9 protein-coding genes and 4 pseudogenes are annotated in these 16983 nt (G+C 63.8%); 7 read left to right on the top strand and 6 right to left on the bottom strand.

The window, feature by feature from the left end:
* Positions 1 to 78: 78 nt before the first annotated feature.
* The 3 genes from ABZ854_RS33025 to ABZ854_RS33035 form a co-directional block, all read right to left on the bottom strand.
* On the bottom strand, positions 79 to 2013 hold the full coding sequence (locus tag ABZ854_RS33025) for a TOMM precursor leader peptide-binding protein (protein WP_361218487.1): 1935 nt from the start codon (positions 2011 to 2013) through the stop codon (positions 79 to 81).
* Positions 2006 to 4087, bottom strand: a complete 2082-nt coding sequence (locus ABZ854_RS33030) for a hypothetical protein (protein ID WP_361218490.1) — start codon at positions 4085 to 4087, stop codon at positions 2006 to 2008. Before ABZ854_RS33030 ends, ABZ854_RS33025 begins: the two co-directional genes overlap by 8 nt.
* 70 nt (positions 4088 to 4157) lie before the next feature.
* Positions 4158 to 4328 (bottom strand): hypothetical protein, encoded by a 171-nt coding sequence (locus ABZ854_RS33035; RefSeq protein WP_361218492.1) that lies wholly within the window; start codon positions 4326 to 4328, stop codon positions 4158 to 4160.
* Between the two features lie 328 nt (positions 4329 to 4656).
* Between ABZ854_RS33035 and ABZ854_RS33040 the strand changes: the two genes are divergently transcribed.
* The 3 genes from ABZ854_RS33040 to ABZ854_RS33050 all read left to right on the top strand — a co-directional run bounded on the left by ABZ854_RS33040 (position 4657) and on the right by ABZ854_RS33050 (position 7104).
* Positions 4657 to 4992 carry a helix-turn-helix domain-containing protein gene (locus tag ABZ854_RS33040; protein WP_361218495.1) on the top strand — a complete coding sequence of 112 codons (336 nt, stop codon included), beginning with the start codon at positions 4657 to 4659 and terminating at the stop codon, positions 4990 to 4992.
* Positions 4993 to 5865: 873 nt separating this feature from the next.
* Positions 5866 to 6048, top strand: a complete 183-nt coding sequence (locus tag ABZ854_RS33045; protein WP_361218508.1) for a hypothetical protein — start codon at positions 5866 to 5868, stop codon at positions 6046 to 6048.
* Positions 6049 to 6546: 498 nt separating this feature from the next.
* On the top strand, positions 6547 to 7104 hold the full coding sequence (locus ABZ854_RS33050; protein ID WP_361218511.1) for a hypothetical protein: 558 nt from the start codon (positions 6547 to 6549) through the stop codon (positions 7102 to 7104).
* Positions 7105 to 7107: 3 nt separating this feature from the next.
* On the opposite strand, the pseudogene ABZ854_RS33055 reads toward ABZ854_RS33050, so the two are convergent.
* A pseudogene (locus ABZ854_RS33055) lies at positions 7108 to 7894 on the bottom strand (transposase); the annotation flags it as partial.
* A gap of 229 nt (positions 7895 to 8123) precedes the next feature.
* Here ABZ854_RS33055 and ABZ854_RS33060 point away from each other — a divergent pair.
* Positions 8124 to 8633 (top strand): annotated as a pseudogene (locus ABZ854_RS33060) (transposase); the annotation flags it as partial.
* A 474-nt stretch (positions 8634 to 9107) separates the two neighbouring features.
* A pseudogene (locus ABZ854_RS33065) lies at positions 9108 to 10339 on the top strand (IS256 family transposase).
* Between the two features lie 257 nt (positions 10340 to 10596).
* Here the strand turns inward: ABZ854_RS33065 and ABZ854_RS33070 are convergent.
* A pseudogene (locus ABZ854_RS33070) lies at positions 10597 to 11325 on the bottom strand (IS5 family transposase).
* A 470-nt stretch (positions 11326 to 11795) separates the two neighbouring features.
* Entirely contained in the window at positions 11796 to 12365 is a 570-nt protein-coding gene (locus tag ABZ854_RS33075) for a bacterial proteasome activator family protein (protein ID WP_361218497.1), read from the bottom strand.
* A gap of 1545 nt (positions 12366 to 13910) precedes the next feature.
* Between ABZ854_RS33075 and ABZ854_RS33080 the strand changes: the two genes are divergently transcribed.
* Together ABZ854_RS33080 and ABZ854_RS33085 are read left to right on the top strand one after the other, a co-directional pair.
* On the top strand, positions 13911 to 15131 hold the full coding sequence (locus ABZ854_RS33080; protein WP_361218500.1) for a saccharopine dehydrogenase C-terminal domain-containing protein: 1221 nt from the start codon (positions 13911 to 13913) through the stop codon (positions 15129 to 15131).
* Positions 15132 to 15231: 100 nt separating this feature from the next.
* The gene (locus tag ABZ854_RS33085; RefSeq protein WP_361218503.1) at positions 15232 to 16824 is read left to right on the top strand and encodes an APC family permease; all 1593 of its coding nucleotides are present in this window, start codon (positions 15232 to 15234) and stop codon (positions 16822 to 16824) included.
* Positions 16825 to 16983: the final 159 nt, after the last annotated feature.

Below are 16983 nucleotides of genomic sequence, written 5' to 3' on the forward strand. Positions count from 1 at the left end.
CGACTCCTGCCAAAACTGGCGCATCTCCGGGCTCACCCGGGCGCGCCCGTCGGTCGTGGAATGGTCCATGCCCGTGCCTCAGGGGAAGGGATGCGGATTGGCGTTTACATCGGTCGCTTCGAGGGGAGTGCTGCGGTGCCCGAGGAGCTGTGGCACAGTGTGCAACCGGGGTAGTCCGACGACTCGGCGGTTGCGATGGCCGAAGGTCATCGGTAGCAGTCCAGGGACGACTATCTTGTAGCTGGCCAGGCCAGTGGTCGCCAGCTCGGGTGTGGTGAGGTCGACCGCGATGACGTCCAAACCGGTTGCCAGGTAGCGGCGGATGAGTTCCACGCAGTCCGTCCGCAGATCGTCGTGCTGTGGCCATGCCCACTCACAAGTCACGTCCGCGAACTCCTGCTCGGCGCTGTCGAAGAGGAACTCCAGGCGGTCGAATGCCGCTGGATGGCCGTAGAGGAGGCCGTGGTCGTCCATGGACGTGACCAGGGAAGGGTCGGCCACCAGCATGCCAGCGCGCTTGTACTGGTGCGGGTAGGCGCTTGGCTGTAGGTCCAGCATGGCGGTCAGCTCGTGGAGCGCCCCTGTGAGTGCAGACGTGGCGTCGAGTCCGCTGCCAGCTGCAGAGAGTGTCTTCATCTGGCGGGGGTTGTCGCCCTCCCGTCGGCCCATAACCCAGAATGACGGGACGCGGTGCTCCATCGTCGTCGCGAAGACGTCGACCTGGTATCCGGTGCGCTGCCGGACACGCTCGATCAGCAGCGGCACCGCCGGATCCGGCACTGATCGAGGTGCGATCCGCGGAACGTGCAACCTTGCGTACCAGGTCATCAAGAAGGCATCCCGTTCAGCGAGTTCGAGCAGGCCGTGGAGGATCGCCTCCTCGGCGCACCCGCCCATTGCCGTTCCATTGGACGAGGTGAAGATGAACGGCCTGTCCTCCTGCTTTCCATGTTGGTTGTGCCCGCCGTAGTAGACGTAGCTCTTCGGGACGAGGACGGGTTCGTCCCGGGCGAAGGAGTGGCCCCATACCCAGTCGCAAAGCGAGTCCTCCGTATAGCGGCGAAACGGGAACTCGGGATCCGCGTAGCACTCTTCGAGGTGCAGGCCCAGTGTGAAGGGATCGATCGCAGTGTCTCCGAGTGCCCGTCGGGACGAGTGGACGACGGTCCGACGACCGCCCGGCTGCAGTCCGCTGAAGCGTTCCATGGCCTCTGTGATCGCCGTCAGTCGGGCAGTCTGTAGGTCTGTGGCTCGGCCGAACCCGTTGGTGATTCCCATCGGTGCCAGGGCCGTTGGCAACGTCTCGAGGCCTCCGGGGCGGAGGTCCCGTATGATCCCAGCTTCGGAGTCGACGTAGGTGTTGACCAGCGCTGGTCCCATGGGTGCCAAGGCTCGCACCCGGAAGGCCCTCCCGGGCTTCGGCCGCGACTGAAGGACGAGGCGCGCGGCTTCCGGGTTGTCCTCGGGTAGACCGCTGCCGCAAACGGGGCAGCTGGGGACGGGCAGGAAGGAATGTGACCGGGAAGTCAGGTCCCGCAGATCGACGGTCAGGAATGCTTTTCGGATGCGGCTCTCAGTGCCAGCCCTCCTGACAATCGCGTCCACCTCCCGGAGCACATGTGCGGCGGCCACCTGCACTGCGAAACCATTGCGGTGCGCGGCGATCGCGGGGACCGGCAGTATCGGGTCGACCGCACTCTCCCGCCGCAGGGTCGCGCACCGGCCGCACCCGGGCGATCCGGGCGACGAGAGCGGGCCGACCTGGACCCGGGTCCCGCGGACGTGAGTCGCTAGGCACTGCACGCCCGAGGTACGGCACGCCCCCTCGACCTCGGTAAGAAGTGGGCTGTCGGCCCGGTCCGCCGCCACGACCACGATGCTGTGTTGCGTGGGCGGGGTGGATTCGACGAAGCGGGCAGCGTCGGGCAGGAGCGCACTGATTGCCGAGTCGAGCTCTCCGCCATCCCCGGCGATCGCGATCAGAAACTGCGTGGTCGTTACGTTGTCAGACATCGGAGAGAACCACTTGAATAATGTAGGGAAGGACGGCGCTGACGTTTGGGCCCGCGTCCAGCGGTACGACGACGGGTTGCCACGGGCCGGCCGCTGTCAGCGAGGCAGCCACCTTCCGTACTCGGGCAGCAGGTGATGGCGAATCGTCCCGTCGTACGACTGCCTGGGACACGGAACGGTCGTTGCCACAGGGGAGGGGCGGCACGGTGGGAGGGGCGATGTCGGATCGGCCCCAGCTAGTCGCCTGGTAGGCCAGCAGGACTTTGCGTAGGCCCTCCCGCACAGCGTCTGCTGTGGAAAGTGCTGCCTGATAGCAGATGGTCGCCCCATCGAGTAGGAACGCGTAGACGGCAACGCTCGCGATCGAAATGTGCCGGATATCAAGGCACTTGCCGGTGATCTCCAGAAGGCGCAGCAGATCGTTTCCCTCCTGGTCCAGCTCTACGTCGGAAATCCGGAGGCGGGGCCAGGACACGGAGCCGGCGAGGTTCTGCGCTGCCTGTGCCGCGAGGTTGGCACAGTGGTCCAGCAGGCCTTCCTCCACAGCCGTGTGCCAGGAGGGTGCCGCGGCCATACCAACGGGCGGACGGTAGACTGCGCCGCCCCGCACTGCGTACCAGCTTGGGAACGCCTGCCGTTCCGGCACGGGGGCTGCGACGCCGTCGAGTGCACGTACGCCGTGGACCCATGCTTCATCCGCCGACCTATGGGGATGCACCCTCCGTCGGGGGTCTGGCCTTAAGGACGCATGGACCGCTAGTGCTCGCCGGGCGGCCCGGAACCTGGCTTGGGCGAAATCGAGGGCCGCACCGTGGACGACTACTGGACCACTTCCTGCTCCTGGATCGTTGGACGTTACCCGGGTCACGCGAAGGGGAAGCTGAGGAATGTCTCCTTCGTCGAACGGTGTGAGGACTCCGGTCCGCTCGTCTAGCAGGGCTGCCACTGTTCGGGAGAACGTTTCGTCGTCGACCGGGGCCGACCGAGCACACCGCTCAGCCAGGCGAAGCACGTCGTCAGCACCTGACGGTTCCGCGGCCAGTGCATCGGGATGGGGCACGACGCTGTGGCCTTCTCCGGTCAGCGTTTCCAGATCTAGCCGGATAACGCTCGGCCCCACGCCGGTGGAGGTGACCCCTGTGACGTGATTGAACGCAGCGAACACCAATTGGTTCGCGAGCACCGCCGATGCTGGCCCGCTGAGGAATGGACTCGAAGCGTCCCCGGACCGCTCCGCTGTCGGCGCGCTGCCCCTTTGAATCCGCAACCATGCGGCCCTCCAGCCGGTGTCGGGCCGTCCAGGCGCGGTTACGGGCCCGATCCAGACCTCGTCACCTTGGGTGACGGCCTGCACCAGTGTGGTTCCTGTGCGCTGACAGAGGTCGTCCAGCGCTGCTGCGTGGGCGGCGCACGGCAAGCCGCATGCGTGCAAGACGACACCGGCTGGCGGCACCACGAGGCCTGCGAGGGTTTCGACTGAGGAGAGCCCGGCCCGGGCGTCTTGGACGGTGAGCCGTTGGGCCGGGTCCCGCTCGAGGGCGATGGCACGGTGCTCCTTGATCCGTGCAAGGTCCTGGTCAAGGCCGCCTATTACATGGACGGTGGTAGACCTTACTCCCGAGCGGAGGACCGCACCGGCCAGTGCCGCGACGGTGGAGCCGGCCCCGACTATGACTGTCTCAATGTCGCGCCAGGCTTGAAAGCGGCTCGCAGCGGAATCCCGGAACGATTCCACGAACGCGACCTCAGCACCATAGAGCTGGAGCTCCTCAGGGCTGAGTCGGTGCGGGCGGTCGAGACCGGCGTCACGAATGAAGTTCTCGTCCCGCAGGACCGAGACCAGGCGTTCCACCATGCCGCGCTTTTCATCATCGAGGGCATTGGTCAGGTCTGCGACAGAGCGGTCCCCGGTGAGATGCGGAGCGAGCCGCTCCAAGAGCGGATAGGCCCACTGGGACTGTACCGTGACGACGCGTTCACCGTCCACGAGGTGGGCTCCTCCGGTGGTGGGCGCGAAGTACACCTCGTTGCGCAGGCGGGGGTAGACCTCCGTGATGTCACGTGGTGTCGACATGGCCGTCCTATCCGTCTCAGTGGGAGGGCGGCGTGCCGCCACGCGAACATCGCGGCGGCACGCCGTTCGGTCAGCAGCAGCAGCAGCAGCTGGCGCAGGGGACGGTGGAGAAGCACGACGCCCCACCCTTGGCCAGCATGTGATCGCTCGTGAGCGAGGCGACGGCGTCGCTGCTCACGATCAGCTCTCCCACTTCCAGGGAGTCGAAGCTGCTGAGGTCATCAAGGCTGAAGTCATCCATGAGGAATCACCTTTCAATCGACAATTGACGCGCGGCCGGGCTGATGTATGCCACGTCTCGATTCACTCAGGTCAGCCGCTCGTGAGCCTGAGTAATTGATGCTTTGCTGGCGTCGTTCGACTTCTGAGTTCGGCGGTCGTCCTGTCCTGGTGTGGAGGGGATGAGTGCTGTCGCTGACTGAGAAGGTGAGCGCGAGTCGGTGTTCGTGCAGGTGGCGGGTCGGGTTGCTCGGGCGGTTCTGCCGTGCCGCGTGCGGGGTTGCGTCCGCGGTCTGCTAGCGTCTCGTGAGCCTGTTCGTGTCACCTGAAGCTCTTCAGCTCGTTGGCCAATGTGTGGATCTCCCTCCAGAACAGGCCAGGGAGTTGCGGGCTTTGGCGGTAACCGGCATGTCACGGACGTGGCGCTGCGAGCCCGGATCGCGTTGTGGGCCGGAGAGGGCCGTCGTCGTAAGGACATCGCCGAACTGACGGGGGTGTCTCAGCGGACGGTGGACGGCACCAAGGCCCGGTACGCAGAGCACCGTCTGGCGGGCTGGAGGAAGAGAGGCGCCGCGGCGGAAAGGACCAGATGCACCGCAGACCCGCGCCCGCGTGATCGCACTGACCAGGATGCAGGTGCAGGCGCTGGACCGGACCCATCCGGTGCTGCCGATGAGTCACTCTGACGGTCGCTCGCAGCGAGGACCGCCTCGCGGACGTGGTGATGCTGGAGTGTGAGCCGAGTGTGTTCGCCCCGTTGCATCCGACCGGGCCATCTCCCGCCTGATGAACACGCTCGCTGCCTCCGACGAGGAGCCCGGCGGGCCATCCGGTCTGCGCGGTCCCAAGTGCACGGCCGTCTCTGGTCGTTAGCGGGGCAGAAGGCCCCGGACACCGACGGACAGGTCACGGTCGACCTCGATGGCTTCCTCGTGATCGCGCACTCTGACAAGGAGGACGCAACCACTGCCTTGAGAAGCATCTGACCATCACCTGCTCACGGCTCTTGTCGAACACCACCCGGGCTACTAGCAGGTGAATCGATCGCTGCTCGCCTGCGGCAGGGGAACAGCAAGGGCGGTAGACGCCGATCCGCTCGGGCGCGGCCAACGGCACCCATGACTTCGTGTCCTGGCTCGCGAAATGAGGCCGATGTTCTACTCAGTCGGCATGATGATCACCGACACAACACCAGCACCTCCTGCAGATCCCGGTTCAGCGCGGGACCCGGTCGCCCAGGCCGAGGCCAAGGTCCGCGACGGCGCCTGGGCCGCTGAACTCACCAGCAGGCTGCTTGACGGCTGGCCGAAGGGCATGCAGCCTGCCGTCCGCAGGAACGACCGTAGCCGGGGACCAGGTGAGGGTCACGGACACCGCCGGCATACAGATCACGTGCTTCACGACCAACACCCCTGGCAGGCCGCTCGCCGAACTCGAACTCCGCTACCGACTACGGGGCCGGACCACGACTGTATTCCGGTCGCCCGTGCCGCCTGCTCAACCTGGCCCTGCACCACAACGCGCAGAACAAGGCCTCGCTCGAGATCGCCCAGCTCGCTCTGAACCTGCTGGCCTGGATGCCAATGCTCGCCCCCGGCAACGCCCCGCACTGGGAACCTCGCCGACTACGGTTCCGCCTGCTTCCCGCAGCCGCCCAGATCGTCACCACCGGACGTCTCAGGATCCTGCGCCGCTCCCTGTACACGTTGGCACCACCGCACTCGGACGACTCGCGCTCATGACTCGCCCAGGCTGACCAGCAGACCTCCCGTCCCGAAAAAGCAATACCTGAACCAGGGTAGTGGAACCCGGCTCCCACCCGACGCGAGAGCCAGGCCGCCAGCTTGCTCAGCATCCGCCGCGAATGCCGGAAAGGCCCGCTGACTGCGTCGACCGACCCTCGCCTAAGATCGAGGTTAGGGTATCTAGTGCTCTATCACCCCCCTCGATAGTGTGGCACGCTCAAAACGTTCGAGGTCCAACAGTTCGGCGGAATGAAATGTACAGAATGTCAATTCATTTTGAAGGGTAAGCTTAAGAAGATTCAGTACCGCCACGAGGTGATCAGCGGGTTCGGCATTGCGTCGGCCATGGAATCCATCACGATTAACTAGGCGGACACCATGAGGTGACCTGAACAGTGTGCAGGACCATAGATCGTCACTGCCCGGAGCATGGACTCGGATTCAGGTGACGCTCGAAGAACGGCCTCATGAAAGATCAGACTGACCCTGACATCAATGACTGAATATCAGAGGCCAGGTAATCATTCAGAAATGTGGAGCGTTAGAGTGCGAAATAGAGCGCGCAACAAGATCGCGATAGTTGGCGGAGCAGTTGCTGTTATCGCGGCAGTATCTGCGGGTCAGGCTTCAGCCTTCTCTCTGTACTTCCCAGGAGTTGTTGACGGAATCAGGTGGGGCGACTATACGGGTCCGGACGGCAGTGCAAGCAAGACACCGGATCCGGTAACCAAATTTACAACCCCGGATTGTCGGACCTACCTGTGGGGAGGGCCAAATGCTGACCAGCATATGCATTGCTACACCGTGTGGACCATGGTGGACGTGCACGACCCGTTTGGTGCTGACCCTTCCAAACTAGACGCGATTTCCATGCTGATGGACGAGAATAAATATTCCGAAGAGAAAGCTGCGGATAAGGTCGCGATGAACTACAAGGACTCCGCTCCTGTCTTCCGGGGATCGGGCTCGGGGGACTGCTATCCTCAAACTAATCAAGGTGATATTAAATGGACCTGCGCAGTCTGGGACGTATTCAGCTACACAAGTAGTTGACCTGAAACAGCAGACGGCTGCGCCGAGTCCGAGAAAGGCGAGGTAGTTGTACGGGCGGTAGCCTGTCTGGCAGGAGAGGGTGCGCTCGATCGCCCAACTGCTGCGTCACGAACGCCTGCTGGGTTCTACGCCTTTGCGAGAGATGCGCACTCCGATCCCTCGCTGACCATTTGCCCAGTGAGGGATGTTGTAGGTCTCGTAGGCATAGAGACGCTGGGCCTTGATGTGTCGGCCGCGGTGGGGCCGTGTCACGTTTTGGTGACCGGCCACCATCGGCTTCAGTGCTTCGCGGTCGTAGACGTTGGCTGGTGGGAGGCCGACGGCAGGGGGAGTCCGTTCGCGTCCACAGGACGTACATCGTGGACCGAGGTTTGTCCGGTCCAGGGGGCGCGGGCCCGTCTTTTCGCCCCCTCTTTTTCGCTGGGCGTGGGCGGGGCCAGCGCGACGCGGGCGCCATAGACAGGGCCGGCGTCGTCGACCCGGTGCGGCACGGCTTCATGGAGGCCCCCCACGCGCCGACTCTGGACCAGAAGAGGAACCAGCGACGGGCCGTCGACTTCGAGGTGCTCGAGCAGGGTGGCGGAGCCGGCCAGGCGCAACCGCTCACCATGATGTAGATGATGGCCGCGAACAACCGCTCATCAGGCGTGTCCTGCGTCCCGCCGTCCTGAGGTCGCACCTGTCACGGCGGGATCAGCGACTTCGCGATCACCCACGGTCCATTCGGAACGATCGAGGCCGCCTCGCGACATCGGAACCGCTCTGATTGAGCGTTTGGTTCACTTTTCAGATGTTCAATACTGATTCTCAGTGCCACACAGCAGCCCTGGATTAAGCGGTCCCCCGGAAAAATGGCTTTTGCGGCAATCGGCAGACCGATTGTGCGCCGGATTCCTCTCAAAAGCTCCTGTCTCATTTAGAAATCTGCGGGTCACGAGATTGAGAACGCACAACCCCGTGCACCCAACACCCCCGCACACGCCCTGCTCAGGCTGGCCGCAACCGCGTACACAGGTATCTTGCACCCCTCACGGCCCTACCCCAGTGACCTGTCCGACGCCCGCTGGGAAGTCATCCGCGCCACCCTCGAAGCCTGGCGCCAGGCCGCAACGGCATCCGCAAACCCCCCCCACGAACGGTGCGCCCTGACCAACGCCATCCTCTACGTCGACCGCATTGGCATCCCCTGGCTCTACCTGCCCCACGACTTCCCACCCGACCAGACTGTCCACGGCTACTTCGCCCGATGGGAAGCCGAGGCATCTTCGACCAGCTCACCGGCCTCTTACGCGGCAAAGTCCGCCAGGCCGAAGGCCGCACCAGCGAGCCCAGCGCCTGCCTGATCGACAGCCAGAGCGTCAAAACCTCGCACCGTCCACCTGACCGGCCAAGGGCATCGACCCGGCCAGAAGATCATCGGCCACAAGCGGCACATCGTCACCGACACCCTCGGCCTCTTGCTGACCGTAGCCGTTACCGCCGCCAGCGTTCAGGACTCCGCCGCCGGTACCCAACCCCTGACTCGCGTCCGCGAATACCACCCCACCGTCACTGCTACAAGCCCGGCGAGCAGTCCCGGCTGTTACGCCGCGAGTACACCGGGCGCAGGGACCAGCCGAAGGGATTCGGCTGGCGGGACTTTCGCGACCTGATCGTCCGAGCACGCGTCGAGCTCAGTGGTCCGATTGCGGTGGTCTGGGACAACGTCCGGCTCCATCTGACAAGACCGCTGCGCGAGTTCACCACAATGGTGACGTCGGCGACCCACCGCTCGGTCGTACGGGACGCGGCGAAGTTGCGTCCGAGTAGTCCAAGGCCCGCTCGACCAGCGTGGCGGACGGTGGTGCGGAGCTGTTCGGGGGCCCCGAAGAGCGAGGTCACGCATCGGCCGAGCGACCATGCAACGGGGACGCCCCCGTGGTGCAGTTGCCGCCAGACCCGGGACTGTAAGAAAAGCGGTGTAACTCCGATCATGGAAGAGTGCACCTGTGACCAGCGAGAACATAGCCACGGCGTCTGAGGTGGGGGTTGCGCCTGCAGCTGTGGATGACCAGTTCCTGAACGAGCTCGTGGCCCGGGCCCTAGCCGAGGGCCTGCAGCTGACGGGGGAGGGCGGTCTGCTTCAGCAGCTGACGACGCGGCTGCTGGAGTCCGCCCTCGAGGGCGAGATGACGGACCACCTCGGCTATGACCGGCACGATCCGGCGGGCAAGAATGGCGGCAACTCGCGCAACGGCAAGCGGTCCAAGATGGTTGTCACGGACGTCGGTCCCGTCGAGATCGACGTTCCGCGGGACCGGGAGGGCGGCTTCGAGCCGCAGATCGTGAAGAAGCGTCAGCGCCGGCTGACCTCTGCCAGGTGGGCGGAGATCTCGCCGTGGGTCAGGCCCTTCGCGGAGCCGAGGTCTCCAAGCAGACCATCTCCACGATCACCGATTCGGTGATGGAGGGCATGGCCGAATGGCAGGCCCGCCCGCTCGACCGCGTCTATCCGGTCGTGTTCATTGACTGCATCAACGTGAAGATCCGCGAGGGCCAGGTCGCCAACCGGCCCATCTATATGGCCCTCGCGGTCACGGCCGAAGGCCACCGCGACATCCTCGGGCTGTGGGCCAGCGGTGAGAGCGGCGAGGGCGCCAAGCACTGGCTTCGTGTCCTGACCGAGCTGAAGAACCGCGGCGTCGAAGACGTCCTCATGCTGGTCTGCGACGGTTTGAAGGGCCTGCCCGACGCCGTCGGCGAGGTCTGGCCCGAGACCGTGGTGCAGACCTGCGTAGTCCACCTGCTGCGGGCGTCGTTCCGCTATGCGGGCCGTCAGGACTGCGACAAGATCGCCAAAGCGTTGAATCCCGTCTACACCGCTCCGACCGAGAACGCCGCCACCAGCCGGTTCCTGGAGTTCTGCGAGGAATGGGGCGGCAAGTATCCGGCGATCGTCCGGTTGTGGGAGAACGCCTGGGCCGAGTTCGTGCCGTTCCTGCAGTTCGACGCCGAGATCCGCAGGATCGTCTGCACCACGAACGCGATCGAATCGGTGAACGCCAGGATCCGCCGGGCGGTGCGGGCCCGCGGCCACTTCCCCTCCGAGAACGCGGCTCTGAAGTGCGTCTACCTTGCGGTGATGTCCCTCGATCCGACCGGCACCGGCCGCAAACGCTGGACCACCCGCTGGAAGCGAGCCCTCCAGGCCTTCGACATCGCCTTCGACGGCCGCCTCACCAACAACCGAATCTGACCTCAGCAACCAAACCGGTTACACCGTTTACTGGACAGACCCCCAGACCCCTCGTAGACACGGAAGTTGTCCATGTGGACGCGGCTGATCGGGGCCTTCAGCTACGCGTCGCGGACTGCCTTGGCACTGGGGGTTACGATTCTTGGCCGCGTAGTAGGTGGTCGCCGCGATCTTCAGTCTCCGTGGCCGATTGGGACCTTGCAGATCGGCCCCACTCTGAACACCTGCCGGTACGGGTCGAGGACCTCTTAGAGGCCCTAACAAAGGCGTGTGACGTGTCGGTGTGTGATGAGGCAGGTGGCGAGGCCGAGGAAGGCTTCGTGGATGTCGTCGCGTTGTTCCCATCGGATCCGTAAGCGGCGGAAGCCGTGGAGCCAGGCGATGGTCCGCTCCACGACCCACCGGTGGATGCCGAGGCCGGAACCGTGTAGGACGCCCCGGCGGGCGATCACCGGTTTGATGTCCAGCGCCCAGACGAGACGGCGGTATTTGTCGTGGTCGTAGCCACGGTCGCCGAGCAGGCTGTCGGGTCGGTTGCGTGGCCGTCTGACCAGGCCGGCGACCGACGGGATCTTTTCCAGCAGGGGTATCAGCTGGGTGACGTCGTTGCGGTTGCCGCCGGTCAGCGAGACGGCGAGTGGGATGCCCTGGCCGTCGACGATGAGGTGGTGCTTGCTGCCCGGACGTGCGCGGTCGACCGGGCTTGGACCGCTTTTGGGTCCCGCCGAGTGGCCCGGACGCGGGAGGAGTCGATCACCGCCCGCGACCAGTCCAGCCTCTTCGCGACCCGCAACTTCTTCAGCAGCACCAAGTGCAGTTGGTCCCACACCCCGGCATCGTTCCACACGGCCAGGCGCCGCCAGCAGGTCATGCCTGATCCGAAGCCCAGCTCCTGCGGCAGGTACTCCCATTGGATCCCGGCACAGTTCATCCGACACGATCCACGGCCGCGACTGACGTTTCCCCACGCCCAGACCAACGACCATCCGAACCGAAAAGGCACATGATCGACGGCTTCTGTTAGGACCTCTAAGAACTCTTCGACGGCTCGGTCGAGCTCGGCCGCGAAGGAAGCCGATGCCGCCTTGAGGAGCTCATTCTCCCGGCGCACCTCGGCATTTAAGGCTTGCGGCCGCCTGATGTGTGTGGCCTCCTTAGAAGTCACCCCGCGACGTGGGCCGCGGTCGACCTCGGTCTTGCGGACCACGTCGGCACCGTCTCAGCAGTACCGGTGACTCAGCCTCGGAGCAGCCGCCCTCATCGTGGGCCGCACGCTCACGAAGCTCAGCAGGATAGGGGGGACTGACGGGCTATGACTCGATGATTTCAGGGAATCGAGCCTGGGTCAGACCCGGGCGGTTCAAGGTCGGAAATTCCCCTTTCCGTCGACCTCGAGCGCAAAACCCATCCACATGCAGGCGCGCGGGCTGCTACCAAAGAACCGGTGCCCGGGAAATTACAGGTAGGGCCCTGAGCGTAGGGTGTCCCGGTCGGTCGCGGTTTGGTCACGGCTGGACGCACTGTGGGCAGGCGGCAGCCCGTGGCGCACGTGAACAGGCTGTGCCTGTGTCGCCATGTGCTGCGCGGCGAGCGCTGCATGGATGCCTTGAAACACTCCTTCGAGCCAGCCGACCAGCTGGGCTTGTGCAACGCGTAATTCGGCTTCCGTCGGGATGGCTTCGCCCGTAAAGGGCAGAGACAGTCGTTCCAGTTCGTCTCTCAGCTCGGGGGAGAGGCCGTCTTCGAGTTCGCTGACGGAGCTGTGGTGAATTTCTTTCAGCCGGGCCCGGCTTGTTTCGTCTAATGGAGCCATCCGCGCTTCCTCCAGAAGCTGTTTGATCATACTGCCGATTCGTGCAATTTTAGCGGGCCGCCTCACCATGTCCGGAGACTCTTTCTGTGGCGCTCCACCGGAATCACCCATGCTGTGGGCGGCAGTGTCAGTAGCTGCTTCATATTGTTGGTGAGATTCATGCGGCAGATATTGAAAAGGGCTCTTGAATTGATTCCCATTCGATGTTTTCATAGTATATCTTTCATGTTGCCTGCTGCAGTCGATGCCCCATATCGGAGCGTGTAGGTTGATGAAGATATTTTGTCCTGCTGCGACCGAGAAACTCAACCTGATGGCTGCCCGTGCTGTCGGCGATCACAGCTCGACTGGGGGCTGGCGTTCGCCAGTGGAAAACTCGGCTACGTCGGTGGGCGACGTCGCACGCCGATCCAAGCATGAGAGCGTGTGCATGCAACTGAGGGGCCACTTACTTGAGGGGCACGTAAGGCAGAGTTTTGGCGAAATTGGCCCCGAGGTGCGATTCGATGCCACGATACGGACAGCGATGCGGAGTGGGCAAGACTCATTGATGGACCGTACCTGTCACATCAGGCGCCGCAGGACCGCTGTCATTCAGCTATGTGAGTACCAAGTACTCATGACCGTAAGCCTTGCACGGCACACGGTGGAGTGAACCCCGTCGGCACATAGGGAGTATTACACAAGCGCTGCACTGCTCTGCGAGTTGGCTCGCTCGTCAAGGCTATGCCAGTGAGATTTAATCGGAACATCTGGGCCTGACGATCTTACGTGTGACCCTCTCAGGCCATGGTTGGAAGGTGTCCGCGGTAACAGTCAAACCGTGTGGTTGCAGGCCCCTGCTGCACCAGCGTGCGTGCCGGATCGGAGAGACCATTGAGTGGTAGTCGGTCTCCATGAGGCGGTCCGCATCGTACCTTTCCCTGGGGTGAACGCTATCGCTACTTTACTCAGATCATGATGATGGTATATGGCATGTGCACGGCCAAGAAGTCGCTCCAAAATGGAGGTTCATGAAGTGCGGTGCATTCTACTCACTTTTGTGGGGATCGGTGTATGCCTGTGCATAGCTAGCGGAGAGCACGGTCTACAAATGGCCGTTGCGTGTTCACCCATGAACGCTGTGCGACTCGGTGTCGATGCACCAAAACCATTCTCACCCCTGTGGCTCTTTGGCGGCTTGTTAGTCGGGACTTGCCGTGTTCTCGGTGGCATGAAATGGATTTTTCCCGACTCATCCATCGCCGTTGGCGCAGGGGCTGCTACCGTGGGTTTCGGTGGTCCAGCCGCTGACTGGACCTTACTGATGATCGCTGGACTCACCCTCCTGCTCTTGATCTTGGCGCCTACCGGCATGGCCTGGGCCTTCGAAAATTGTCACGAAATCAGCGACCGGGTGCTGGCGTGCTGCGGGAGGGCTAATTTACCGGCCCATGAGAGTGCGCTAGTAAGCAGCCCTCAAGGGAAGTCTCAGCCTGAAACGTCAGATTCCGAACTGGTGGGTGCAGTCCAGCCGCCTGACCCAGACGTGGGTCCCTTAAACCTCTTTTGCGACGGCATCCAGTCAGAGCTCCCATGCAGCACTCGCCATAAAACTCATCCAACTACACAAATCAAACATGAGGTCGCGAGGAGCCAGCGCCGTCTGTCCAAGAGCGAGGGCGGAAGTGAACATCAGCCACCGAAAGTGTCGTGACATGTTTCGCGGCAAATAAGACAGATGACCCTCCCGAGGCAAAGACTCAGGCAAGGAATGACATGCGTGTACTCCTCGTAGGTGCTGGCGGTGTCGGCACGGCCATTACCCGGATCGCGTCCCGCCGCCCGTTCTTCGACCACATGGTCGTCGCCGACTACGACTCCGCGCGCGCCGAGGCCGCCGTCGCCGCGCTCGGCGAGGCCGACAGCAGATTCACCGCCCGACAGGTGGACGCCTCTGACGAGGCCGCAGTCAGGTCCCTGCTGGCCGAGGGGCAATGTGACGTCCTACTTAACGCAACCGACCCGCGTTTTGTGATGCCACTGTTCGAAGCGGCCCTTGCCGCAGGTGTCCACTATGTCGACATGGCGATGTCGTTGTCGCACCCGCACCCCGAGCGGCCTTTCGAGCTGTGCGGGGTAAAGCTCGGCGACGCCCAGTTCGAACGCGCCGAGCAGTGGCGTAAGGCTGGCCGGCTGGCCCTGATCGGCATGGGCGTGGAGCCCGGACTCTCTGACGTCTTCGCCCGCTACGCCGCGGACGAGCTCTTCGACGAGATCGAGGAAATCGGCATCCGCGACGGGGCCAACCTAGCCGTCGCGGGCTACGACTTCGCCCCGTCCTTCAGCATCTGGACGACCATTGAAGAGTGTCTCAACCCGCCGGTGGTGTACGAGGCTGAGCGCGGCTGGTTTACCACAGCACCGTTCAGCGAACCCGAGGTATTCGACTTCCCGGAGGGCATCGGCCCGGTTGAGTGCGTCAACGTTGAGCACGAGGAGGTGCTGCTGGTGCCCCGCTGGGTCGCGGCCAAGCGGGTCACGTTCAAGTACGGCCTCGGCGACGACTTCATCGACAAGCTGAAGACGTTGCACGCACTCGGCCTGGACAGCACCGAGCCGGTGGTCGTGAGCAGCGACCTCGGCCCGACCGCAGTCTCCCCGCGCGACGTGGTCGCGGCAGTCCTGCCCAACCCTGCGGACCTGGGCGAGCTGATGCATGGCAAGACCTGCGCAGGCACTTGGGTCAAGGGCGCCAAGGACGGCCGCCCGCGCGAGGTGTATTTGTACCACGTGGTCGACAACCAGTGGTCGATGAGCGAGTACGGATCGCAGGCCGTGGTCTGGCAAACGGCGGTCAACCCAGTCGTTGCCCTGGAACTGATCGCCACCGGCGCCTGGTCCGGCTCCGGCGTGCTCGGCCCCGAGGCAATGCCCGCACAGCCCTTCCTCAACCTGCTCACCGAGTACGGCTCTGCGTGGGACCTACGCGAGCAGTAGCACCCGAGCGGTCGAGGCATCCGAGCCGCACAACCCCACAGGAATCGCTTTCGCGTGCCCCGGGCGTCCCCGCCCCGTACAGATCAGGATTCACCACACCATGGCCGACACCACGTCTCCTCTCTCAGGCGCACCAACCCCGCAGGCCCGCCCCGAAGCGGTGGCGAAGGGTTCCTTGCCCGGTTCGAAGGGCCTACGGACCGGCGCGCTCGGTCTGGTTTCGTCCGTAGCCATGGGGCTCGCGTCCACAGCGCCCGCTTACAGCCTGGCAGCGACGCTGGGCCTCGTAGTAGCGGGGGTAGGGGTGCAAGCCCCGATCGTCATCGTCTTGGCCTTCGTCCCGATGCTGCTGATCGCCTACGCCTACAAGTCGCTCAACGCCGCAGACCCGGACTGCGGGACCACATTTGTGTGGGCGGCACGGGCTTTCGGCCCGCGAATCGGATGGCTGGGCGGCTGGGGGATCATCGTCGCCGACATCATCGTGATGGCCAACCTGGCCCAAATCGCTGGCTCCTACGGGTTCCAGTTCGTCGGTCGTGACGACCTGGCCGAAAACCCTCTGTGGACGACAATAGCCGGCGTGTTATGGATCGGCCTCATGACAGCCATTTGCTACGTGGGCATCGAGGTTTCCGCGGCACTCCAACGCTGGTTACTATGCGCCGAGGTCATCCTACTGCTTCTGCTGTCAGTGAAGGCTCTGTTGCACGCCTACGGGCCGAACCCGCCGTCGGCGTCACTCCACATTTCAGCATCCTGGTTCAATCCCTTCGCGGTATCCTCTGCCTCCGCGTTCACCAACGGCATTCTGCTGGCGATCTTCATCTACTGGGGTTGGGACACTGCCGTATCCGTCAATGAAGAGACCAAGGACGCAGACAAGACACCCGGCCGCGCCGCCGTCATCTCCACCGTTCTACTGTTGGCCATCTACGCACTCGTCGCCACATCGGCCCAGGCCTATGCTGGCAATGGAACCACCGGCATCGGCCTGGCCAACCCTCACCACTCCGGCGACGTCCTGTCCAGCCTAGGCAACGCGGTGTTCGGATCCCACGGCGCGGGCGCTGTACTGAGCAAACTTCTGATCCTTTCGGTCCTCACCTCCGCAGCAGCATCCACCCAAACGACCATCCTGCCGACCGCCCGCACCACTCTCTCCATGGCGGTCCACAGGGCCATCCCGCAACAGTTCGGGCGCATCCACCCCCGCTTCCTCACTCCCGCGTGGTCAACCGTCGGTATGGGCATCGCATCTGTCTGCTTCTACGTCGGTCTCACCTCTGTGAGTGAAAACGTGCTCACCGACTCCATCGCCTCAGTCGGCCTGAGTATCGCCTTCTACTACGGACTGACCGGGTTCGCCTGTGCCTGGTACTTCCGCAGGACGCTCCTGCACAGCGCCAGGAATTTCTGGCTGGCAGGCATCCTGCCAGCCGTGGGCGGAGTCATCCTCCTGTTCTTGTTCTGTTACGCCGCGTTTTATGTCTACGCGGACCCCGAATACGGCACCACGGTCATCAATCTGCCTCTCCTGGGGACAACGGGTGGCGTCAGTATCATCGGTGTCGGCGCCCTTCTCATGGGATGCGCGCTGATGGCGGTCCAGAAACGGGTGCAGGGAACATGGTTCCACCACCCGGACGTCTCTGTCGGCCCCGCGCTCGGAACTCCGCCAGCCTCTCAGTAGCCGTGATGACGAGCGCGACCGCTGCAAGCTCCCCAGCAAGCAGCCGGAGTGGCGTGCGTAGCCGCACTAAGGGCTGTCCCGTAAATGACTTCGGGCATGCCCGCTGACCTGGCCGTCTGCCTTGTCATCCGGTGAGGGTGAGGTTGTGCAGGCGGGCGA

It is taken from the genome of Streptomyces sp. NPDC047028 (assembly GCF_040644095.1).
Taxonomy (GTDB): domain Bacteria; phylum Actinomycetota; class Actinomycetes; order Streptomycetales; family Streptomycetaceae; genus Streptomyces.